21 protein-coding genes and 1 pseudogene are annotated in these 21,086 nt (G+C 71.9%); 14 read left to right on the top strand and 8 right to left on the bottom strand.

Annotation, left to right across the window (positions count from 1 at the left end):
- Positions 1 to 41 precede the first annotated feature (41 nt).
- Positions 42 to 1,610 (top strand): glycosyltransferase family 87 protein, encoded by a 1,569-nt coding sequence (locus ACFP3V_RS09665; protein ID WP_380581962.1) that lies wholly within the window; start codon positions 42 to 44, stop codon positions 1,608 to 1,610.
- Here the strand turns inward: ACFP3V_RS09665 and ACFP3V_RS09660 are convergent.
- The 3 genes from ACFP3V_RS09660 to ACFP3V_RS09650 all read right to left on the bottom strand — a co-directional run bounded on the left by ACFP3V_RS09660 (position 1,545) and on the right by ACFP3V_RS09650 (position 4,253).
- Positions 1,545 to 2,597, bottom strand: a complete 1,053-nt coding sequence (locus ACFP3V_RS09660) for an alanine racemase (RefSeq protein WP_380581960.1) — start codon at positions 2,595 to 2,597, stop codon at positions 1,545 to 1,547. The genes ACFP3V_RS09665 and ACFP3V_RS09660 overlap by 66 nt on opposite strands.
- 57 nt (positions 2,598 to 2,654) lie before the next feature.
- Positions 2,655 to 3,773 carry a lipid II:glycine glycyltransferase FemX gene (locus ACFP3V_RS09655; RefSeq protein ID WP_380581958.1) on the bottom strand — a complete coding sequence of 373 codons (1,119 nt, stop codon included), beginning with the start codon at positions 3,771 to 3,773 and terminating at the stop codon, positions 2,655 to 2,657.
- A 141-nt stretch (positions 3,774 to 3,914) separates the two neighbouring features.
- Positions 3,915 to 4,253 carry a hypothetical protein gene (locus tag ACFP3V_RS09650; RefSeq protein ID WP_380581956.1) on the bottom strand — a complete coding sequence of 113 codons (339 nt, stop codon included), beginning with the start codon at positions 4,251 to 4,253 and terminating at the stop codon, positions 3,915 to 3,917.
- Positions 4,254 to 4,490: 237 nt separating this feature from the next.
- On the opposite strand from ACFP3V_RS09650, the gene rpsF reads away from it, so the two are divergent.
- From rpsF to rplI, 4 genes are all read left to right on the top strand, one after another.
- Positions 4,491 to 4,781 (top strand): 30S ribosomal protein S6, encoded by a 291-nt coding sequence (rpsF, locus tag ACFP3V_RS09645; RefSeq protein ID WP_380581954.1) that lies wholly within the window; start codon positions 4,491 to 4,493, stop codon positions 4,779 to 4,781.
- Positions 4,782 to 4,877: 96 nt separating this feature from the next.
- Positions 4,878 to 5,447 carry a single-stranded DNA-binding protein gene (locus tag ACFP3V_RS09640; protein WP_380581952.1) on the top strand — a complete coding sequence of 190 codons (570 nt, stop codon included), beginning with the start codon at positions 4,878 to 4,880 and terminating at the stop codon, positions 5,445 to 5,447.
- Positions 5,448 to 5,521: 74 nt separating this feature from the next.
- Positions 5,522 to 5,758, top strand: coding sequence for a 30S ribosomal protein S18 (rpsR, locus tag ACFP3V_RS09635; protein ID WP_030254746.1), 237 nt, complete (start codon positions 5,522 to 5,524; stop codon positions 5,756 to 5,758).
- Between the two features lie 19 nt (positions 5,759 to 5,777).
- A complete protein-coding gene (gene rplI, locus ACFP3V_RS09630) occupies positions 5,778 to 6,224 on the top strand; it encodes a 50S ribosomal protein L9 (RefSeq protein WP_380581950.1) in 447 nt (148 codons plus the stop codon).
- Between the two features lie 151 nt (positions 6,225 to 6,375).
- On the opposite strand, the gene ACFP3V_RS09625 is transcribed toward rplI, so the two are convergent.
- Positions 6,376 to 7,698 (bottom strand): MATE family efflux transporter, encoded by a 1,323-nt coding sequence (locus ACFP3V_RS09625; protein WP_380581948.1) that lies wholly within the window; start codon positions 7,696 to 7,698, stop codon positions 6,376 to 6,378.
- A gap of 403 nt (positions 7,699 to 8,101) precedes the next feature.
- On the opposite strand from ACFP3V_RS09625, the gene dnaB reads away from it, so the two are divergent.
- Positions 8,102 to 9,589, top strand: a complete 1,488-nt coding sequence (gene dnaB, locus ACFP3V_RS09620) for a replicative DNA helicase (protein WP_380581946.1) — start codon at positions 8,102 to 8,104, stop codon at positions 9,587 to 9,589.
- Positions 9,590 to 9,607: 18 nt separating this feature from the next.
- Positions 9,608 to 10,645: a helix-turn-helix transcriptional regulator gene (locus tag ACFP3V_RS09615; RefSeq protein WP_380581944.1), complete on the top strand. Its 1,038-nt coding sequence runs from the start codon at positions 9,608 to 9,610 to the stop codon at positions 10,643 to 10,645.
- 224 nt (positions 10,646 to 10,869) lie between these two features.
- Here the strand turns inward: ACFP3V_RS09615 and ACFP3V_RS09610 are convergent.
- A pseudogene (locus ACFP3V_RS09610) lies at positions 10,870 to 11,850 on the bottom strand (MFS transporter); the annotation flags it as partial.
- 628 nt (positions 11,851 to 12,478) lie between these two features.
- On the opposite strand from ACFP3V_RS09610, the gene ACFP3V_RS09605 reads away from it, so the two are divergent.
- Positions 12,479 to 13,135 carry a GNAT family N-acetyltransferase gene (locus ACFP3V_RS09605; protein WP_380581942.1) on the top strand — a complete coding sequence of 219 codons (657 nt, stop codon included), beginning with the start codon at positions 12,479 to 12,481 and terminating at the stop codon, positions 13,133 to 13,135.
- 292 nt (positions 13,136 to 13,427) lie between these two features.
- Here ACFP3V_RS09605 and ACFP3V_RS09600 read toward each other — a convergent pair whose 3' ends face one another.
- Positions 13,428 to 14,000, bottom strand: coding sequence for a GNAT family N-acetyltransferase (locus ACFP3V_RS09600; protein ID WP_380581940.1), 573 nt, complete (start codon positions 13,998 to 14,000; stop codon positions 13,428 to 13,430).
- 256 nt (positions 14,001 to 14,256) lie between these two features.
- Between ACFP3V_RS09600 and ACFP3V_RS09595 the strand changes: the two genes are divergently transcribed.
- From ACFP3V_RS09595 to ACFP3V_RS09580, 4 genes are all read left to right on the top strand, one after another.
- A complete protein-coding gene (locus tag ACFP3V_RS09595; protein ID WP_380581937.1) occupies positions 14,257 to 15,063 on the top strand; it encodes an MBL fold metallo-hydrolase in 807 nt (268 codons plus the stop codon).
- 122 nt (positions 15,064 to 15,185) lie between these two features.
- A complete protein-coding gene (locus tag ACFP3V_RS09590) occupies positions 15,186 to 15,620 on the top strand; it encodes a MerR family transcriptional regulator (RefSeq protein WP_380581935.1) in 435 nt (144 codons plus the stop codon).
- Entirely contained in the window at positions 15,613 to 15,939 is a 327-nt protein-coding gene (locus ACFP3V_RS09585) for a thioredoxin family protein (RefSeq protein ID WP_380581933.1), read from the top strand. The genes ACFP3V_RS09590 and ACFP3V_RS09585 overlap by 8 nt, the downstream gene beginning before the upstream one ends.
- Before the next feature lie 187 nt (positions 15,940 to 16,126).
- The gene (locus ACFP3V_RS09580; protein ID WP_380581931.1) at positions 16,127 to 18,676 is read left to right on the top strand and encodes a globin domain-containing protein; all 2,550 of its coding nucleotides are present in this window, start codon (positions 16,127 to 16,129) and stop codon (positions 18,674 to 18,676) included.
- On the opposite strand, the gene ACFP3V_RS09575 is transcribed toward ACFP3V_RS09580, so the two are convergent.
- The gene (locus ACFP3V_RS09575; protein WP_380581929.1) at positions 18,654 to 19,163 is read right to left on the bottom strand and encodes an NUDIX hydrolase; all 510 of its coding nucleotides are present in this window, start codon (positions 19,161 to 19,163) and stop codon (positions 18,654 to 18,656) included. The genes ACFP3V_RS09580 and ACFP3V_RS09575 overlap by 23 nt on opposite strands.
- 171 nt (positions 19,164 to 19,334) lie before the next feature.
- Here ACFP3V_RS09575 and ACFP3V_RS09570 point away from each other — a divergent pair, with 171 nt between their 5' ends.
- The gene (locus ACFP3V_RS09570) at positions 19,335 to 20,093 is read left to right on the top strand and encodes an IclR family transcriptional regulator (RefSeq protein ID WP_380581927.1); all 759 of its coding nucleotides are present in this window, start codon (positions 19,335 to 19,337) and stop codon (positions 20,091 to 20,093) included.
- A gap of 111 nt (positions 20,094 to 20,204) precedes the next feature.
- Positions 20,205 to 20,624, top strand: coding sequence for an SsgA family sporulation/cell division regulator (locus ACFP3V_RS09565; protein WP_380582037.1), 420 nt, complete (start codon positions 20,205 to 20,207; stop codon positions 20,622 to 20,624).
- A gap of 28 nt (positions 20,625 to 20,652) precedes the next feature.
- Here ACFP3V_RS09565 and ACFP3V_RS09560 read toward each other — a convergent pair whose 3' ends face one another.
- Complete coding sequence (locus tag ACFP3V_RS09560; protein WP_380581925.1) at positions 20,653 to 21,030, bottom strand: phage holin family protein; 378 nt, start codon at positions 21,028 to 21,030, stop codon at positions 20,653 to 20,655.
- Between the last annotated feature and the right edge of the window lie 56 nt (positions 21,031 to 21,086).

Here is a 21,086-nt window from a genome sequence, read left to right as displayed (position 1 = left end):
GGCAGTGCCGCGGCAAAGGAACGTACGGCAGGATGTCGGCCATGACGTCGAGCGACCGCACTGACGAGCTCTCCGAGCGCCCCGCCCTGCCCACCCCGCCGCCAGGGGACACCGTTGTCGTCCCGGCGGACGAGGACCCGGTCGCGGCGGCCGCGAGCGAGGTGTTCGGCGGTCCGCCCGGACGCCGGGCGCTGCTGGGCGTCGGCTGGTGGACGGCGGCCCGGGTGCTCGCCGTGTGCACCATCGCGGTCTTCGCCCTGGGCATGGTGCAGAAGGTGCCCTGCTACAACAGCGGCTGGTTCTACGGCGCCACCGCCCAGTACGACCACGCCTGCTACAGCGACATCCCGCACCTGTTCACCTTGCGCGGCATCGCCAACGGCGACTTCCCCTACCTGCACCAGATCCCCGGCGCCTCCGCGGACATGAAGTACCTCGAGTACCCGGTGCTCACCGGCCTGTTCATGTGGATCGCCGGCAAGTTCACCCCGACCACCGGCGGGGACGTGCACCGGGAGCAGATCTTCTGGCTGGTCAACGCCGGCATGCTGCTGGTCTGCGCGGTGATCACGGTGATCGCCCTGTCCCGCACCCATCGCCGCCGTCCCTGGGACGCGCTGCTGTTCGCGCTGGCTCCCGTGCTGGCGCTGGATTCCACCATCAACTGGGACCTGCTCGCGGTCGCGCTGACCGCGGTCGGCATGGCGCTGTGGGCGCGCCGCTCCGTGGCCTGGGCCGGGGTGCTGCTGGGGCTGGCCACCGCGGCCAAGCTGTACCCGGTCTTCCTGTTCGGGCCACTGCTGGTGCTCTGCCTGCGGGCGGGCCGGATGCGGGACTTCGCGCAGGCCTTCGGCGCTGCGGCGCTCGCCTGGCTGGCCGTGGACCTGCCTTTCATGATCGCTAACTTCGACGGCTGGGCCACCTTCTACCGCTTCAGCCAGACCCGCGGCATCGACTACGGCTCCTTCTGGCTGATCCTCAGTCAGAACGGCCTGATCAATCTGGACACCGACACGGTGAACACGCTGATCACGCTGCTGCTGGGGGTCTGCTGCCTGGGCATCGCCTGGCTGGCCCTGGCGGCACCGCGTCGGCCGCGGTTCGCCCAGCTCGCCTTCCTCGTCATCGCGGCCTTCGTACTGACCAACAAGGTCTACTCGCCGCAGTACGTGCTCTGGCTGACCCCGCTGGCGGCTCTCGCTCGACCGCGCTGGCGCGACTTCCTCGTCTGGCAGGCCACCGAGGTCCTGTACTTCCTGGCGATCTGGTACAACCTCGCCTACAACTCGGGCTCCAGCCAGAAGGGCCTGCCCAACGACTGGTACCACGCCGCCATCGCCGTGCACATCCTGGGCACGCTCTACCTGGTGGCCATGATCGTGCGCGACGCGCTGGCCCCGGAGAACGACCCGGTCCGCCTCGACGGTTCCGACGATCCCTCCGGCGGCCCGCTCGACGGTGCGGCTGACGTCCGGGTGCTGGGGCACCGGGGCCACGCCGCCGCCCCCGCACGGTACGGCTTCGACAAGGCGATTGACGGCGCGTCAGAACTGCTGGGGCGCCCCGGGCACGTCCACGATGCGGTCGAACAGGGTGGTGGTGTGGCGTAGCGTCGCCTTGAGCTCGTCGCCCACTGCGGGCGGCGTCACCTCGCCCGGCACCCACAGCATGGAGACCTGCATGTGCGGGGGCTCGGCGAAGGCCAGCTTGGCGCCGTTCCAGCTGAACGGCGAGGCGTTGCGCCCGATGGTGGCCAGGCCCGCGCGGGCCAGGTTCTTGGCCTTCGGGGTGAGCCCGCTGAGGTTCTTCGGGGCCTCCAGGCCGACGCCGTGGGCCGTGCCGCCGGCCACGATCAGCAGGTGGCCGTCCCCGGCGACGCGGTTCTGCCGGTAGCCGAAGCGCTCGCCCTTGACCAGCCGGTGGACCTCCATGACCGTGCCCCGGCAGTCGATCGCCTCGTGGTCGCCCAGCCAGAGCTGGGTGCCGATGCGGGCGCGGAAGCGCACCTCCGGGTACCACGACTGCAGCTGCTCCACCTCGGCCGCCTTGAGGTGGCTGACGAACATGGTGCGTAGCGGCAGCCCGGCGGAACGCAGTTGGTCCACCCAGCGAGCGGTCTCGGCCAGCGGATCGATCCCGTCCGGCCGGTCCATCGGCAGGTGCACAGCGAAGCCCTCGACCCGCACGTCCTCGACCGCGGCACGCAGCTTGACCAGGTCCTCCGGGTGGACGCCGTGGCGGCGCATGCTCGTCATGCACTCAATGACGACCCGCCCGCCGACCAGCCCGCGCACGCCCTCCACCGTGCCGACGGTGCGGATCACCCGGTGCGGCAGCGGCACCGGGTCCTCGCCGATCCGGTAGGGGGTGAGCACCAGCAGGTCGCGGCCGAAGTGGTCCTTCAGCTCGGCGGCCTCGTAGGCGGTGCCGACCGCGAGGATGTCCGAGCCCAGGCGAGTGGCCTCCTCGGCCAGCCGCAGGTTGCGGAAGCCGTAGCCGTTGCCCTTGGCGACCGGTACCAGGCCGGGGAAGCTGCCCAGCACCTTGCGCTGGTGGTCACGCCAGCGGGGGGTGTCCACATACAGGGTGAGCGCCATGCGGGGAGGTCCTTCTTCCTGCGAACTGCTTTGGGGCTGGAGGGATGTGGCGGAGCGTCAGCGGCGCTGCATGTAGATGTCGAGCGCCTTGTGCAGCAGCTTGTTGAGCGGGAAGTCCCACTCGCCCAGGTACTCGGCGGCCTGGCCGCCGGTGCCGACCTTGAACCGGATCAGGCCGAACAGGTGGTCCGACTCGTCCAGGGTGTCGCTGATGCCGCGCAGGTCGTAGACGGTGGCTCCGGCGGCGTAGGCGTCGCGCAGCATCCGCCACTGGATGGCGTTGTTCGGCTGCACCTCGCGCTTGTGCACCGTGGAGGCGCCGTAGGAGTACCAGACGTGCTGCCCCACGGTGATCATGGTCGTGCCCGCCAGCGCGTCGCCCTCGTGGTAGGCCAGGTAGAGGCGCATCCGGTTCGGGTCCTCGGCGGTCAGCGCCTTCCACTGGCGCTGGAAGTAGGAGAGCGGGCGCGGGATGAACTGGTCGCGCTCGGCGGTCTCCAGGTAGAGCTGGTGGAAGACCGGCAACTCGTCGTAGCCGCCCTGGACGATCTGGACGCCGGCCTTCTCGGCCTTCTTGATGTTGCGGCGCCACAGCTGGTTGAAGCCCTTGAGCACGTCGTCCAGCGAGCGGTTGGCCAGCGGCACCTGGAAGACGTAGCGCGGCTGCACGTCGCCGAAGCCGGCGCCGCCGTCCTCGCCCTGCTGCCAGCCCATCCGGCGCAGCCGGTCCGCCGTGTCGATCGCGCGCGGCTCGTACCAGTCGGCCTCGATGTCACGCAGCCGCTTGGCCTCCTTGGCGGCGATGGCGTTCTTGATCGTCTCGGCCTGCCAGCGGCGGATGATCACCGGCGGGCCCATCTTCACCGTGAAGGCGCCCTGCCCCTTCAGGTGGTCCAGCATCGGCCGCAGCCAGCGCTCGAGGTTGGGGTCGAACCAGTCGATCACCGGACCCTCGGGCAGATACGCCAAGTAGCGCTTCACCTTGGGCAGTTGCCGGTAGAGCACCAGGCCGGCGCCGACGATCCGGTCCTGGCCGTCGAACCAGCCGATGGACTCCGACTTCCACTCGGCCTTGACGTCACCCCAGGACGGGACCTGCATGTGGCTGGCGGAGGGCAGGCTGCTGATGAAAGCCAGGTGCTCCTCCCGGCTGATGGTCCTCAGGCGCAGGCTCATAAGGGGGTGCTCCTCGGGCGTGGTTCGCGTCAAGCGCTGAGCCTACTGCCCTGCGGCGCCCACGCCCTAGGCCCGGCTGCCGCGTGTGGACAACCGGGCCCGTGTGGACGAACCGGGAGGAGTAAAGGGAGGTGACGGGGCTCAGATGAGGCCGCCGTGCGCCAGGCCGATGCCGAGGCCGACCGCGGAGGCTCCGCCCGCGATCACGATGATGAACCGTTCCGCCGTGGTCGCGGAGATGTACTGGGCGTAGGCCGCCGTCAGCACGCCGGCCAGGCCGCTCCACGAGGCCACCATGTGCAGCCCGCGGAACGCGCAGGTGGCGATCGAGATGGCGCCGAGGATGAAGGCGATGCCGGTCAGCGTGTTCTGGAGCGGATGGGCGTGGCCGTCCGTGTTGATCAGCGCGGAGACCACGTTGCGCCGGGGGGCAGCGTGGGAGTGGGCCTGGACCTGCGGGTTTCCGGACATGTGAGCCATGGGAACCGCCTCCTCAGTGAGGTCGATCGGTCGCGCACAGTAGTGCGCCCTCTCACCCGATGCGTCCAGATTGAGGCGATTGTGCGGTCGATTTCAAGCCCCCGTTCGGGTGCCTGTAGGCTTGACCGTCTGCACCGGTGCGGGCCCTACCCGCTACCGTTGCCGACGCGTCTTATGACAAACCCTCCTGCCACGGAAAGACCGTGGCCGCTGAGTCCAGAGGAGGTGGGTTCCGCAATGCGTCACTACGAGGTCATGGTGATCCTCGACCCTTCGGTTGAGGAGCGCGCTGTCTCCCCCCTGATCGAGAGCTTCCTGAACGTGGTCCGCCAGGGTGGCGGCAACGTCGAGAAGGTCGACACCTGGGGTCGCCGTCGTCTCGCGTACGAGATCAAGAAGCAGTCCGAGGGCATCTACTCCGTGCTCGACATCAAGGCTGAGCCTGCTGTCGTCAAGGAGCTGGACCGCCAGCTCAACCTGAGCGAGCAGGTGCTCCGCACCAAGGTCCTGCGCCCGGACACGCACTGAGGCAACACCCAAGCGCCTGATGGCTCCCTGCGGGGCCATCGCTGAACGGGCGCTGAAGCACTGTTTGTTCGGAACGACTCCACCGAGAGGTCGATCATGGCAGGCGAGACCGTCATCACCCTCGTCGGCAACCTTGTCGACGACCCCGAGCTGCGTTTCACGCCCTCGGGTGCGGCTGTCGCGAAGTTCCGCATCGCGTCCACTCCCCGCACGTTCGACCGCCAGACCAACGAGTGGAAGGACGGCGAGAGCCTCTTCCTCACGTGCAACGTCTGGCGCCAGCCGGCGGAGAACGTCGCCGAGTCGCTGCAGCGAGGCATGCGCGTGATCGTGCAGGGCCGTCTGCGGCAGCGGTCTTACGAGACCAAGGAAGGCGAGAAGCGGACCGTCTTCGAGGTCGAGGTCGACGAGGTCGGCCCGAGCCTGCGCTCGGCCACCGCGAAGGTCACGCGCGCCCAGCGCTCCGGTGGCCAGGGTGGTGGCGGCGGGTTCGGCGGCGGCTACGGCGGTGGCGGCCAGCAGGGCGGCGGTTGGGGCGGTGGCTCCGGCCAGTCCGGCCCGGCTGACGACCCGTGGGCGTCCAGCGCCCCCGCTGGCGGAGGCCAGCAGGGCGGCGGCTGGGGTGCCCCGGCCGGCGGCGGCTACTCGGACGAGCCCCCGTTCTAGGCGGACAGTGCGCCCGGGTGGGATCGGAACCGGTCCCTCCCACTCAGACTTGATCAACAAAACTGGAGTACACGATGGCGAAGCCGCCCGTGCGCAAGCCGAAGAAGAAGGTTTGCGTCTTCTGCAAGGACAAGATCACCTACGTCGACTACAAGGACACGAACCTGCTCCGCAAGTTCATCTCCGACCGTGGGAAGATCCGTGCCCGCCGGGTCACCGGCAACTGCACCCAGCACCAGCGTGACGTCGCTACCGCTGTGAAGAACAGCCGCGAGGTCGCCCTGCTGCCCTACACCTCGACCGCTCGCTGAATAGGAGGGTGACCGAACCATGAAGATCATCCTCACCAACGAGGTCTCCGGCCTCGGCGCCGCCGGCGACATTGTCGAGGTCAAGGACGGGTACGCCCGCAACTACCTGGTCCCGCGTGGCTTCGCCATCCGCTGGACCAAGGGTGGCCAGAAGGACGTGGACGCGATCCGTCGCGCCCGCAAGATCCACGAGATCCAGACTCTCGAGGCGGCCAACGAGGTCAAGGCCAAGCTCGAGGCTCTGAACGTCAAGCTGTCCGTCCGTGCGGGTGACGCCGGTCGCCTGTTCGGCTCGGTGACCCCGGGCGATGTCGTCGACGCCATCAAGGCCGTCGACGGCCCGGCCGTCGACAAGCGCCGCGTCGAGATCGGCTCGCCGATCAAGACCACCGGCACGCACCAGGTGACCGTCAAGCTGCACGCCGACGTGGCCGCCAAGGTCAACGTCAACGTGGTCGCCGCCTGACGCAGACGCACCGCGTCCGAAGGCCCGGTCCCCCTTCCGTACCAAGGGGGACCGGGCCTTCGCCATGCCAGGGCAGCCCGGCACCCAGGTGCGGCGCTGGGCGCTCGGCGCTCGGCGGGTTCAAGCGTCGGTGGCTCAGACCTCGGCGGGCTCAGGCGCGGACCGCGCCGGTGACCAGCCAGGCCGAGCCGCGCGCCCGGTGCAGCAGGAACAGCATCCGCAGCACCATGCAGAACCCGATCGACAGCCACAGCGCCACCAGGCCGCTGCTGCCGAAGGTCAGCGCCACCGGCGCGTAGCCGGCCAGGGTCCCGAGCATGGCCCAGGCCAGATAGGGGCCGTCCCCCGCGCCCATCAGCACCCCGTCCAGCACGAAGACCACGCCGCAGATCGGCTGCATCAGCCCGGCCACCAGCAGTGCCCGGTCGAGCAGGTGATGGACCGTCAGGTCCGCGGTGAACAGGGGCTCCAGCAGCGGGCGGGCGACCACGAGCAGCAGGCCGAGGACCACGCCGGTACCGACGCCCCACTCCACCATCCGCCGGGTCGCGGCCCGGGTGCCCGAGACGTCGCCCGCCCCCAGGTAGCGGCCGACGATCGCCTGGCCCGCGATGGCGATGGCGTCCAGGGCGAAGGCCAGGAAACTCCAGAGGGTGAGCGCGATCTGATAGGCCGCCATGTCCGCATCGCCCATCCGGGCGGCGACGGCGGTGGCGATGAGCAGTACCGCGCGCAGCGAGAGCGTACGCACCAGGAGCGGAGCGCCCGCGGTGGCACTCGCCCGGATCCCGGCCACGTCCGGTTTCACGCTGGCACCGGTGCTCCGGGCTCCGCGTACGACGACCGCGAGATAGGCGGCCGCCATGCCCCACTGGGAGATCACCGTGCCCAGTGCCGAGCCGGCGATGCCCAGCCCGGCACCGTAGACCAGCACCAGGTTGAGCAGGATGTTCCACGTGAAACCGGCGACCGCGACGACAAGGGGCGTACGGGTGTCCTGGAGCCCCCGCAGCACCCCGGTCGCGGCGAGGACGACCAGCATGGCCGGGATGCCGACCGCGCTGATCCGCAGATAGGTCACGGAGAAGGGGGCCGCGCTGGTCGAGGCGCCGAAGAGACGGGCGAGCTCACCGGCGAGCGGTACCGCGGCGGCGACCACCACCACTGCGATCAGCAGCGCCAGCCAGACTCCGTCGATGCCCTGCTGGATGGCCGCCCGGCGGTCTCCGGAGCCGATGCGGCGGGCCACGGCGGCGGTGGTGGCGTAGGCCAGGAAGACGAAGACGTTGACCAGGGTGGTCAGCAGCGCGGCGGCCACGCCGAGGCCGGCCAGCTGGGCCGTACCCAGATGGCCCACGATCGCCGAATCGGCCATCAGGAACAGCGGCTCGGCGATCAGTGCGCCGAAGGCGGGAATGGCGAGCGAGAGGATCTCGCGGTCATGATCTCGGCGCATGGTCCTACGGTAAGTCATCCACAGGTAATAGGCCTAGGCGGAGCGGGTGCTTACTCACGGGCGCATGCTGCAGCCTTGCGCACACCTTCCGTCAGCTCCACGGCCACCAGCCGGAAGTTTTTCCCGTGCACAGGCGGTGGACGGAGTACCCGCAGGTCAGCGGGTTGACGCTGGGCGGATCTTCGGTTTGTCCACACGTTGTCCCCCGGGCAGTGCACAGGCTGGGGGCAGTTCTCCACAAGCCTGGAGCAGTTGTCCACATGGCCTGTGGATAACCATGTTGGTGCTGAGCCGACGCGGGCCTTAGCGTGGTCGCTCCGCCCACGCGACGCGCCCGCGTGCGGACCCGTTTCGGAAGCCGTGTTGTCACAGCGGTGCCGTAGAAAGAGGAGGCGCACGGAACGGGTACAGGGAGGGCAGTATGACCGGGATCGCGTACGACGACATCCCCCCTCCCCCGGACGACGACTGGGCATCCGGATTCGCCGCCGACACCCCCGGTGACCGCCTTCCCGCCTCCCGTCGCCGCAGCGTTACGGCGACCGCCGAGGACAACCGCGGCAGCAGCGGCGGTGACGACGCCTCCTACGAACGGGTGCCCCCGCAGGACCTCGCCGCGGAGCAGTCCGTGCTCGGCGGCATGCTGCTCTCCAAGGACGCCATCGCCGACGTCGTCGAGGTCCTCAAGCCCGGCGACTACTACCGGCCCGCGCACGAGCTGATCCACAGCGCGATCCTCGACCTCTACGCCCGCGGCGAGCCGGCCGACCCGATCACCGTCGCGAGCGAACTCGTCAAGCGCGGTGAGATCACCCGCGTCGGCGGCCCGGCCTATCTGCACACCCTGGTCAACTCGGTGCCCACCGCGGCCAACGCGGAGTACTACGCCGAGATCGTCCACGAGCGGGCGGTGCTGCGCCGCCTGGTGGAGGCCGGCACCCGGATCGCGCAGATGGGCTACGCCTCCGAGGGCGACGTCGACGAGATCGTGAACCGGGCGCAGGCCGAGATCTACGCCGTCACCGAGCAGCGCACCAACGAGGACTACGCCGTCCTCGGCGAGATCATGGAGGGCGCGCTCGACGAGATCGAGTCCATCGGCTCGCGCAGCGGCCAGATGTCGGGCGTTCCGACCGGTTTCGCGGACCTCGACGCGCTCACGAACGGCCTGCACCCGGGACAGATGATCGTTGTGGCGGCCCGCCCGGCCATGGGCAAGTCCACGCTGGCGTTGGACTTCGCCCGGTCCTGCTCGGTCAAGCACAAGATCCCGAGCGTCTTCTTCTCCCTTGAGATGGGGCGCAACGAGATCGCGATGCGCCTGCTCTCCGCCGAGGCCCGGGTCGCTCTGCACCACATGCGCTCCGGCAACATGACCGACGAGGACTGGACCCGCCTTGCGCGCCGGATGCAGGACCTCAACGACTCCCCCCTCTACATCGACGACTCGCCGAACCTCTCGATGATGGAGATCCGGGCCAAGTGCCGCCGGCTCAAGCAGAGAAACGATTTGCGGCTCGTCGTCATCGACTACCTCCAGCTGATGCAGAGCGGCGGGTCCCGCCGCCCCGAAAGCCGGCAGCAGGAGGTCTCGGAGATGTCCCGCAACCTCAAGCTGCTCGCCAAGGAGCTCGAGCTCCCGGTCATCGCCCTGTCCCAGCTGAACCGTGGCCCGGAGCAGCGGACGGACAAGCGGCCCATGGTCTCCGACCTGCGTGAGAGTGGCAGCATCGAGCAGGACGCGGACATGGTCATCCTGCTGCACCGCGAGGACGCCTACGAGAAGGAGTCCCCGCGTGCGGGTGAGGCGGACCTGATCGTGGCCAAGCACCGCAACGGCCCGACCGCCACCATCACGGTGGCGTTCCAGGGCCACTACTCCCGCTTCGTCGACATGGCGCAGAGCTAGTCCGGCCGGGAGGGAGCCGTGCGGGCCGGGCGCTTGGTCGCGATGGTGCTGCTGCTGCAGAGTCGCGGCCGGATGACGGCCGAGCAGCTGTCGGCGGAGCTGGAGGTCTCCGTCCGCACGGTGTACCGGGATGTCGAGGCGCTCAACGGAGCCGGGGTCCCGGTGTACGGCGATGCCGGGCACGGGGGCGGGTTCCGCCTGCTGGACGGCTACCGGACGCAGTTGACGGGGCTTCAGGCCGAGGAGGCGGAGTCGCTGTTCCTCTCCGGGGCACCGGGTGCCGCGGCGGGGCTCGGGCTGGACCGGGTGCTGGCCGTGGCCCAGCTGAAGCTGGAGGCCGCGCTGCCCGCCCCGCTGCGCGGACGGGCGGGGCGGGTGCGCGAGCGGTTCCACCTCGACGCCCCCGGCTGGTACCGGGAGCAGGACGCGCCCCCGCATCTGGCGGTGGTCGCGGACGCTGTGTGGCAGCAGCGGCGGTTGCGGATGCGCTACCGGCGTTGGGCGGCGCCGCAGGAGGTCGTACGCCAGGTGGAGCCGTACGGGCTCGTGCTCAAGAGCGGCGTCTGGTACCTGGTCGCGGGGGTCGTCGGGGCAGCGGGGGCCGCCGCGCCGGAGGGCGCCGCCGGGGCGGTGCGCACCTACCGGGTCTCGCAGGTGCTGGACGTCCAGGCCGAGGGCGGCTGCTTCGAGCGGCCAGCGGGCTTCGACCTGGCGGCCCACTGGGAGGCGTACCTGGCCGAGTACGACGCCCGGCGGCTGCGGCTGCACGCGGTGCTGAGGCTGCGTCAGGAACTGGTGGCGCGGCTTCCCGACCTCGTCGACGCCGCGGTGGTCCGCGCTGTCGCCGAGTCGGCCGCGGGCGCGGCCGCCGGGGACGCGGATGCCGAGGGGTCGGGAGCCGACGGCTGGGTGACGGTCACGGTGCCGGTGGAGTCGGTGGCGCTGGCGGTGCCGATGGTGCTCGCCTGGGGTGCGGACGCCGAGGTGCTGGGGCCGCCGGAGCTGCGCCAGGCGATGGTCCTGGCCGTGCGGAACCTGGCCGAGCGGTACTCCTGAGCCGGGGCCCGGCGGGCCGGGCCCGGGGAACCGCGGTGCAGCAGCAGAGCGGAGAGGCTGGCGGCGGCGCCGAGAACGGCGAGCAGCGCGAAGCCGTGCCCGGCGTCGGTCCGGTCGGTGACGGTGGCCACGAGCAGCATGGTGAGCACGGTCGCCGCGAGTCCGCCCGCATTGGCGAGACCGAAGGCGCGGCCGGCCGCAGCTGGGTCGGCGGCGGCCATCAGCAGGTTGCGGGAGGCGATGCGGGCCTGGCCGAAGACGAAGGCGCCCAGCGGCACCAGCACGAGCAGACCGGGGACCCCGAACTGGCCTTGTGCCAGCAGGAGCAGACTGCACGTCAGGAAGCCCGCCAGGGCGATGCGCAGGTCGGGAAGCCGACGTGCCGCGAGCCGGTAGGCGACGGCGGCGGCCAGGAATCCGAGGCTGCCCAGGGCGTCGACGGCGCCGAAGAGGGCGGTCCCTCGGTGGAGTTCGGCCAGCACGTAGGTGGGCAGCAGGGCGTTGAAGACGGTGACCACGACGCTGCCCTGGGCGTAGAGCAGGATCAGCCGCGCGAGGCGCGGGGCCGGAGCGGTCGGCGCGGGAGCCGGGTGGGGCGCGGCGTCGTCCGGCGTCGGGGCGGTCCCGGTCGCGGAGGCCCGGCGGCCGAGTCCGGTGACGCAGAGCGCCGACACGGCGAAGGTGGCGGCGTTGAAGACCAGCAGTGGAACGGCACCCACGGCCTGGACGGCGATGCCGCCGACGGTGGCCGAGAGCAGCATGCCGGCCTGGGTGGCCATCTCGTAGCCGCTGTTGAAGCGGCGCAGCGGCTCGCCCCCGGGGATGCGCTCCTTGACGAGGGCGGCGCTGACCGGGAAGAAGAGTGCCGCGATCAGCGCGAGCGCGAAGTTGGCGAGGTAGATGCCGGGTTGGGCGGCTCCGCCGTGGGTGAGCCAGAGCGGGAGGGCGAGGGCGACGGCGGCGCTGAGGCTGTCGCAGGCGATCCACAGGGTGCGCCGGTCGAGTCGGTCGGCGAGCCGGCCGAAGGCGGGGGAGAGCAGCGCCTGCGGCAGGGCAACGGCGACGAAGAGCCAGCCCACGGAGGTCATCGTGTGCTGCTCGCGGACCAGTAGCAGGGCGCCGGCGATGAGTTGGACGTTGTTGCCGAGGGCGGTGGTGAAGGCGGCGGCGACGAGCAGCCTGGCGGTGCGGGCCGGATGGGTCATGGGGTTCAGTCTTCGGAGCTTCCCTGACAACGACTGTCAGGGAAGGGAGCCGGGCCGAGTCAGGAGTGGTCAGGAGCCCGGGAGCGGCTCGCGGTAGCGGGGCCGGAGCGGGACGGCGTCGGGGAGGCAGAGGGGCCGGCCGAGTGCGGCCTGAGGTTCGTCCGGGGCGAGCCGGTCGTGCCGGCTGCTCGCCTGGGGGCGGGGCTGGTGTCGGCGGGGACCTGGACGTGGTGCACGCCCAGCCGTTGTGGGCTGATCGCGCCTTGGCACAGGTGGGTGGAGAGCCGCCGGGGGCGGGTGCGCACGCCACCCGGCTCCTCCGCCAACTCCCTTGCGGCTGGCTGCGAATGGCCTTTCCCACCGGGTCGACCCCCGCCCAGGAGCCGGTTGAGGCGGCCGGGGAAGCGGCGGTGGACGGCTGCCGGTGCACGAGGATGCGGCCGTCGGGCGCGTTTGGCAGCCGCTCGTCCCACCGCGGCGCCGGTAGTGCCGGGCGACGGCCGTGGCCCGGGCGACCAGGCCGATGACCGGTCCCGTGCGGCGACGGGCGTGATCCGCTCGGCCATCCGCCCAGCATGCTGGGGGAATTCGGGATGCGGGGGCGATTCGGCCGAGCCGACAATGGCGCATGCTGAGCGATCACTGGCCCCTGCTGGGGCTGCGTCTGCGCACGGAGCGCCTGGAGCTGCGGCTCCCCCAGGGCGAGGAACTGGCCGAACTCGCGGAGTTGGCGGCGCGCGGGGTGCATCCGCCCGAGCGGATGCCGTTCCTGGTGCCGTGGACGGATCTCGAGCCCGGGGCGCGGGCGCGCTCGGTGGTGCAGCACTTCTGGCGCTGCCAGGGCGAATGGACGCCCGACAGCTGGGACCTGAACCTGGCGGTCTTCGCGGAGGGCCGTGCGGTGGGGCTGCAGAGCATCGGGGCACGGGACTTCGCGGTGCTGCGGGAGGTCGGTACCGGCTCCTGGCTCGGGCTCGACCACCAGGGCCAGGGCATCGGCACGGAGATGCGGGCGGCCGTCCTGGAGTTGGCCTTCGCCGGGCTGGGCGCGGAATACGCGCTCTCCGGCGCGTTCAGCGACAACGCGGCGTCCTTCGCGGTCTCCCGCAAGCTCGGCTATCTCGACGACGGCGTGCACCGGGCGGTGGTCCGCGGCGCCCCGGTGACGGAGCGTCGGCTGCGCCTCCCGCGGGCGCTGTGGCAGGCCCGGCCCCGCCGCCCGCACCTGGTCATCGAGGGGCTGGAACCGTGCTACGACCTCTTCGGCCTGCAGAGTGAGGGATGACGCGCCCTGAGACAGCCCCTTCGCAGTGCGTCGCGGCGCGCTTGCGGGCGCGTGCGCTGCCCCCGCGTCAGGCCGCGCAGCCGGTGTCCTGGAGAACGGGCTCGGCCGGCGAGTGCCGTGCCCGAGCGCGGCGGCGCCATCGGGCACCCTGCCCCACGCCGACCGGTGAACGTCCATTGTCAGTCGGCCGAGGTCTGCCCGCAGAGCAGGGCATCCAGGCCCTGCGGACACTGGGCCGTCACCTGGGTCAGGATGCGGCTCACCGGCATCCCGGCTCGGCTGCGCTCAGGGGTCAGAGGGGCAGCGTGAAGCGGCGGCAGACGTGGACGCGGCGGAATTCGCGGCGCAGTTCCGCCTCCCGTGCAAGCGGGGCGTGAAGGAAGGCGGTGACGGGTCGGAGGCCGGGGCGCGGGCCGGGGACCGCACGGGCCAGCTCCGCCGGGTCGGTGTAGTGGTTCGCGTAGACGTGCACGTAGTGCTCGCTCTCGGCGAAGCCCCGGGCCCGATACCAGGCGAGGGTCTCCGGCTGGTCACGGGTCCAGGCGTCCAGATGATCCGCACCCGCCGCACGGGCGCGGGCGCGCGCGGCGTGGAGGAGCGCGCGGCCGAGGCCTGTGCGCTGATGGTCCGGGTGTACGGCGATGGTCTCGATCGTGGCGAGCGTGCCGTCGATGGCGACGTCGATCACGCCCGTGATCTGCCCGCTGCCCTCGCCGTCCTGCGCCATGACCAGGCTGAAGCCCGGTGGGGCGATGGTCGGCTTGGACGTCAGGACGTCGTCGAAGTAGGGCGTGCTCAGAAAGGCGAGCACCCGGCAGTGGAGCCAGGAGCGCTCGTCGGCAGGCCGGTAGTCGCGGAGCTGCATGGTCGGTGGTCCTTCGGGCGAAGCGGATGGGAACCCAGCGTGTACACGGATGTCGTAGAGCGTCGCGTGCGTCGGCTGCGCTTCGTCGGAGTCACGGGAGGCACCCTGCCCCCTGCCTGACGTGCCGTCAACCGGATTGGCCGGGGCGGGCGCTGGTCACCCGTTCGCGTCGTTCCGCTGGGCCGTCGGCCGGGGTACGGCGGAGGCTGGCGGGCAGGGGCAAGGACGGGTGCGGCGGGCGAGGAGCGGAGCGGCGATGGCTGTCGAGGTGGACGTGTTCACCGGGCCCGAGGGGGCGTACTTCACCACGTCCGCGCTGGTGCACGGGGACTCCGAGGCGATCCTCGTGGACACCCAGCTCACCCGCAGCGCCGGGCGGGAGCTGGCCGAGTGGGTCGCCGGCAAGGCGCGGCGGCTTACCGCGATCATCGTGACCAGCAGCTACGCCGACCACTACTTCGGCACGGAGGAGGTGCTGCGGCTCTTCCCCGGAACGCCCGTCTACGCCGCGCCGGAGGTGATCGAGGCGATCACCCGCACCGGCCTGGGCGAGGTCGCGCGGTGGCAGTGGGTGCTGGGCGACGACATCACGTCCTCCCCCGTCGTGCCCGGCCCGTTGCCCGCGGACACGCTGCCGGTGGACGAGGCCGAGCTGACGGTGCTGCACCTGGGCCGGGGCAGTGCCGTGCACGTCCCGCAGGCGGACACCGTCATCGCGGGAGACCTGGCCTTCAACGGGACCCACGTGTGGACGGCGGACACCGACCCCGCGCAGCGGGCCGACTGGCTCGCGGACCTGGAGGTGCTGCGCGGCCTGGGCACGGCCAAGGTCGTCGCCGGGCACCGGACGCCGGGGCGGGCGGACGACGCGGCGCAGGTGCTCGACTTCACCAGCGGCTACCTGCGTGACTTCGACGCCCGGCTGGCCGAGCACCCGGACGATCCGCAGGCGCTGGTCGACGCCGTCAACGCGACCTACGCCGAGCTGACCCTCCCGGCCCTGCTGCACGCGGGTGCCGAGGCGAACACCGGCCGGCCCGGGAGCGAGCCCCGCGAGGACTGACGCCGACGCCCGCTCCTGGCGCCCGCCCCTGACGCCCGCCCTGACGTCTGGACCTGACGCCTGGACCCCACGCCGACACCGGCGCTGGCCTTGACGTCGGAGTCAAGGTCTACGGTCGGAGCATGCGGATCGGCGAACTGGCCGAGCGCGCCGGGACGACCACCCGGACGCTGCGGTACTACGAGACGCGCGGGCTGCTGCCCGCGCGGCGGACCGGCAACGGCTACCGGCAGTACGACGAGGAGGACCTGCGGCTGCTCGAGCAGATCCGGCTGCTGCAGGACTTCGGCTTCGAGCTGGAGGAGACCCGCCCCTTCGTCGACTGCCTGCGGGCCGGGCACCCGTCCGGCGACGTGTGCCCGGCCTCGCTGGAGGTCTACCGGCGCAAGCTCGCCGAGCTGGACGCCTGTATCGAGCGGCTGCAGCAGGTGCGGGCGCAGGTGGGTGCGCAGCTGCTCCGCGCGGAGCTGGAGCTGGACGCGTCCCAGCCGCCGCAGCCGGTCTGCGAGTTGACGGAGCAGCAGCGGAACAGGAAGGGGAGGGGCTCGGATGGCTGACGTGGATGTGGTGACGGACGCGGACTTCGCGGAGCGGGTGCTGGCCGAGAAGCTGCCGGTGCTGGTGGAGTTCACTGCGGACTGGTGCCCGCCGTGCCGGCAGATGGCACCCGTGCTGGAGGAGTTGGCGCGAGAGCGGGAGGGGCGGCTGCGGGTGGTCCAGCTGGACGTGGACCGCAACCTGGAGACGCAGGCGGCCTACGCGGTGCTGTCGATGCCGACGTTCCTGCTCTTCGAACGCGGCCGGCCGGTGAAGTCGCTCGTGGGCGCACGGGCGAAGCGGCGTCTGGTAAGGGAGTTGGGCCTGCCGGAGGAGTAGCGGCCGCGGACGCGCCGATGCGGTCCCGAGGCCGCCCTCGAACGGCGGCGTGCGGGCGCGCGGCAGAGTAGCGCGTCCGCGACGCGCGCGCCCCATTCTTCACCCTATTTGTCGGATCAGCAGTTTGTCCGTGCCACGCTGCGAAAGGCAGTGGACCCCGCTGACACGACGGGAGAAGAAGCTTCAGGTGGCGATCGGAAGCGCACTCAATTCGAAGAAGCACGGTGACGTCCCGGAGGAGGTCGCGGCCCCGGCCGCGGCCGCCGAAGCGGACACGGCGGCGCTGCCGGAGATCCCCGAGCGGCCCGCGTACCAGCCGAGTGCCCTGCCCGCAGCGGTTCCTGACGATGCGTGGACCCGGGCCTGGGCGGCCGCCCCGGTGGCCCCGGCCGGGGCCCCGCCACTGCTGCCCGCGCCCGGTGCGGTGGTGGCGGTCATGCCCCTGAGCGCGCGTGCGCCGAGGGGGGCCGCGAGGGCCGCGCAGAACCGTTCCGCCGGGGCGGCGCCGGTGCCCCCCGCGACGGCACCGGACCGGGACGACGGGCTGGACCAGGACGGCGAGCGTGACCAGGACGACGGGCTGGACCGGGACGGCGGGTCGGCACAGGCGGACGGGCCGTTGGGGCCACAGCAGGACGCCCCCGCTGCGCCGGAGACGCCCGCCCGACCGCTGCGTCGGAGCGCGGCGGCCGCACGGGCGGCCTCGACCGGACACAAGAAGCAGCGGGCCCGCACGCCCAAGGGGTCCGGTGGCCGGGGCAACTCCGGTTCTGGAAGCGGGCGTTCCGGCACATCGGCAGGGAAGCGGACCGACTCGTCGCGGCGCGGGGGCGCGACGGAGGTTCCACCCCTGACGATGGCCGTGCCGCAGGTGTCCCCGGCCGAGCTCCCGGCCACGTTCTCCGCCCCGGTGCGCACCTTGCCGGGCAACGCGGCGCACACCGCGGCGGGCGTCGCCGCCTCCCGCGGCGCAGTGACCGCGCTGGCTCAGCCCGTTCCGTCCGCCGAGACGGAGCCGGGCACCGCCTGGGCGGCCCCGACGGCGGCCGTCGGGGCCCCGCCCGCTCAGCCCGCGCCCACCGCCGACGCGGCACCGGAGCCAGACTCCGCCCGCCCGGCGAAGGCGGAGGCGGACGCGAAGGCGGAGGCACACGCGAAGGCCGAGGCGGAGGCACACGCGAAGGCCGAGGCGGAGGCACACGCGAAGGCCGGGGCCGGGCTGGGCAGCCCGGTGTCGGTGGGGGCGGGGACCGCCATGCCTCCCGGACGGGAGAAGCGGCGGCGCCGCCCGCTCGGGGTGCTGCCGGGACCGGAGATCGCGCCTGAGGCATCGGGGACCGCCGCCCCCGGCACGCGACCGGACGACGACGGGATCGCCCAACTCGGGCTGACTCCCGTCGCCTTCACCGGTGTCCCGACGCCCGACGCCGTGCTGCCGGGCGGGACCGCGGCCACCGCGGACCCGCAGGCGGGAGTCACGCTGTCCGCGCGGCTGCTCGCGGCGGCCACCGCCCCGCCGCTGCCCGAGCAGCCGCCCCTGCCGGGCCCGCCGCCCACCGACACCGGGCTGCCCAGCCCGGAGGAGATCACGCTGCTGCGCCGCAGCCTCATGGTCGTCGAGCCGGTGGCGGACCGGGCGACCGCGCACTTCTACGCGGTGCTGTTCCTGGCCAGGCCCGAACTGCGGGCGCTGTTCCCGGCAGCCATGGACGTGCAGCGCGACCGGCTGTTCCGGGCCCTGCTCGCGGCAGCCCGCACTGCGGACGACGTGCCCGCGCTCAGCAGCTACCTCTCCCGACTCGCCGTCGTCCACCGCAAGTTCGGCGTGCGCGACGAGCACTACGGCCCCGTGGGCGCCGCCCTGCTCGCCGCGCTGGAACGTTACTGCGGAAGCCGCTGGGACGGGCCGACCCGCCAGGCGTGGGTCCGCCTCTTCGGGCTGATCAGCCGCGTGATGATCGCCGCCGCGGCCGAGGACGCCCGGCACTCGCCGGCCTGGTGGCAGGGCGAGGTGGTCTCCGTGGACCGCCGTACCTCGGACGTCGCCGTGGTCACCGTCCGCACCGACCAGCCCTACCCCTTCCGGGCCGGGCAGCACACGCAACTGGAGGTCCCGTGGTGGCCGCGGGTCTGGCGGCACTACTCGATCGCCAACGCCCCCAACCGCGCCGGGCTGCTCAGCTTCCACGTCAAGGCGGTGCCCGCCGGGTGGGTCAGCAACGCGCTGGTGCTGCACGCCCAGCCGGGGGTGCGGCTCCGACTCGGGCCCCCGCAGGGCGGGATGACGCTGGATCAGGACACCGCCGACCCGCTGCTGCTGGTCGGCGGAGGCACCGGGATCGCGCCGCTGCTGGCGCTGGTCGAGGAACTGGCGGCCCAGGGCGGCACCCGCAAGGTGGAGCTGTTCTACGGAGCCAGGCGCCCCCGCGACCTCTACGCCGCCCCGTACCTGGTGGAGCTGACCCGGCGTCACTCCTGGCTGTCGGTGCGCACCTGCGTCTCCGAGGCCGGCGGCGACGGCGGTCCGCACGTGGACGCGGTCGGGCGGCTGCCCGAGGTGGTGGCCGGCTACGGGCCGTGGGACGGCTACCGCGCCTGCGTCTCCGGGCCGCCGGCGATGGTCCGGCGCACCGTCACGGCGCTGGGGCATGCGGGCGTCCCCGCGGAGCTGGTCCGGCACGACCTGGCGGATCTGCCGGAGGAGTCGACCGCGCTCAGAGGCCGAGGTCGTCGCTGAGCAGGGCGGTGAGCCCCTCGATGTTGGCGGCCAGGTAGGCGCGCAGCGCGGGGGGCACCACGTTGACCGAGGTGACGCCCTCACGGGTGAAGGGGACGCGGACGATCTCGTACTCGCCGTTGGGCTCGTCCACTTCGGGCCCGTGGCGTTTCGCGGGGTCCATCGAGTCCAGTCGGCACAGGAAGAAGTGCTGGACCTTCACCCCGTGCGGGTGTGCGTCCTCGAGGTGGTCGTGGAGGGTGTGCGGGACGGTGTCGACGAAGGCGGGGACGACGTCGACCGCCTTGCCGCCGAGCTCCTCCGCGATCTCCCGGTGCAGCGCGGCGACCACGCTGGTGTCACCGGGTTCTACGCCGCCGCCGGGGGTGATCCAGTACGGCGGCCGGTCGGGCTTGGTGCGCTTGATCAGGACCAGCTCCGGAGTCCCGGTGCTGGTGTCGAGCAGGATGGCGCGTGCGGTGCGCTTGACCACGGGTCGGACAGCCACGTGGTGAGTGTGCCGCGAGCGACCGGTGGTGAAACCCCCGCCGAACGGGGGACGACCGGTCCGTCCCCGGAGGGGGACAAGGCGCCGACACGCAGGGCAAGATGTGGAGCTGTCGCGTCCGAATCGCCTATGCAAGGTGATGAGGCCCGAAGCCCGAAGGGGGGACCACCATTGGCGCAGGCCGAACGGACACCGACGTTGATCGGCTCGGTGCAGCGGGCGCTGCGCCTGCTGGAGGCGGTCGGCCGGCACCGGCAGGGCGCCACGGCCAAGCAGTTGGCGCGCGCCGCCGACCTCCCGCTGCCCACCGCCTACCACCTGCTGCGCACCCTGGCCCACGAGGGATACCTGGTCCGCAGCGCCGGGCTGTACCGGTTGGGCGAGTCGGTCTCCCAGCTGACGGGGCGTCACGAACAAGCGCAGGGGCACGAGGCGATCCAGCGGCTCCTCCACGAACTGCGGGAACAGCTGGGCGCGGCCACCTACTTCGGCGTCTACCGCCACGGGCGGCCGGAGATCGTGGCGCTGTCCGAGACGGCCGCCACTCCCGCGGTGGACGTCTGGGCCGACATCGGGGCCACCGGGCACGCCCACGCGATCGGCCAGTGCCTGCTCGGCCAACTCGACCGGGAGGGACGCCTTGACTACCTGTCACGTCACCGCCCCGAGGCGCTGACACCACGCTCGGTGACGGATCCGTCGGTGCTGCTGCGCCGTTGGGAGGCGCGGCATCCGGGCCGCCCGGTGATGGAATACCAGGAATACGCACCCGGGGTGGTGTGCGCGGCGGTCCCGGTGACGGTCGGCGCGGCTCTGTGCACCGTGGCGCTGTCCCTTCCCGCCGAGCAGGCGCACCGGCTGCCCTCGGCGGCGGAACGGCTGAGCCAGCGGGTGGGGGCGGTGCTGGAGCGCTTCGCTATCACCATCTGAAAAAGTCACTCTTGGTCGGATTGATACGCAAAGCGACCATGGAGACACAGGGGGAAGCGGGGGACCACGGGGACCACGGGGAAGACCGAGGCGAGAGGCGGCGCGATGCAGATGCACAGCTTGGTCAAGGGGCAGCTCGTCATGAACCTACTGGCGTCGGAGGACCTGGCCTTCGAGACCGATGTGCAGCTCTCCTACGACGCTGCCGACCCGTTCGCCGTCAGCCTGACCTTCCACCTGCCGGGGGACCCGCCGGTCACCTGGGTCTTCGGCCGGGAGCTGCTGCTCGACGGGATCAGCCGGCCCAGCGGGGAGGGTGACGTGCGGATCGCCCCGGTGCCCGGCCCGGACGCCGACTTCTGCGACGTCGACATCAAGCTCTGCTCGCCGGGCGGCGCGGCCGTGCTGCGCTCGCCGGCGGTGCCGCTGATCGCCTTCCTCGGACGAACCGACCGTGTGCTCCCGATGGGACAGGAGCACACGGAGGACTCGCTGGACCGGAAGCTGGAGGAGATCCTCGGCGCGGCCTGAGCGGGCCTGAGGCGCCGTCAGTGCCGGTTCAGTCCTCGTCGCGCACCACCAGGTGCATCGCCCAGGCGACGACGGAGATGATCAGCGAGCCGACCAGCGCGGACACGAAGCCGTCGACGTGGAAGTCGAGGTGCAGCCTGCCCGAGGCCCAGGAGGTCAGCCACAGCATCAGCGCGTTGATCACGAAGGTGATCAGACCCAGCGTCAGCACGAAGAGCGGGAACGAGAAGAGCTTCACGATCGGCTTGATCACGAAGTTGACGACGCCGAAGACGAGGGCGACCAGGATCACGGTCAGCGCCTGGTGCCCCCAGCTGCCGTTGGTCAGCGTGATCCCGCTGACCAGCCAGGCGGCGATCCAGATGGCGACCGCGTTGATCAGGGTCTTGAGGACGAACTTCATCATGCGGTGATCGTGGCAGGCGCCCACCGTGCCGGGGAAGACCCGGAAGGTTCGTGTCC

It is taken from the genome of Streptacidiphilus monticola, assembly GCF_042658505.1.
GTDB classification, from domain to species: Bacteria; Actinomycetota; Actinomycetes; order Streptomycetales; family Streptomycetaceae; genus Streptacidiphilus; species Streptacidiphilus monticola.
The sequence above is the reverse complement of the archived record's forward strand: the minus strand, read 5'-3'. Positions and strand labels throughout refer to the sequence as shown.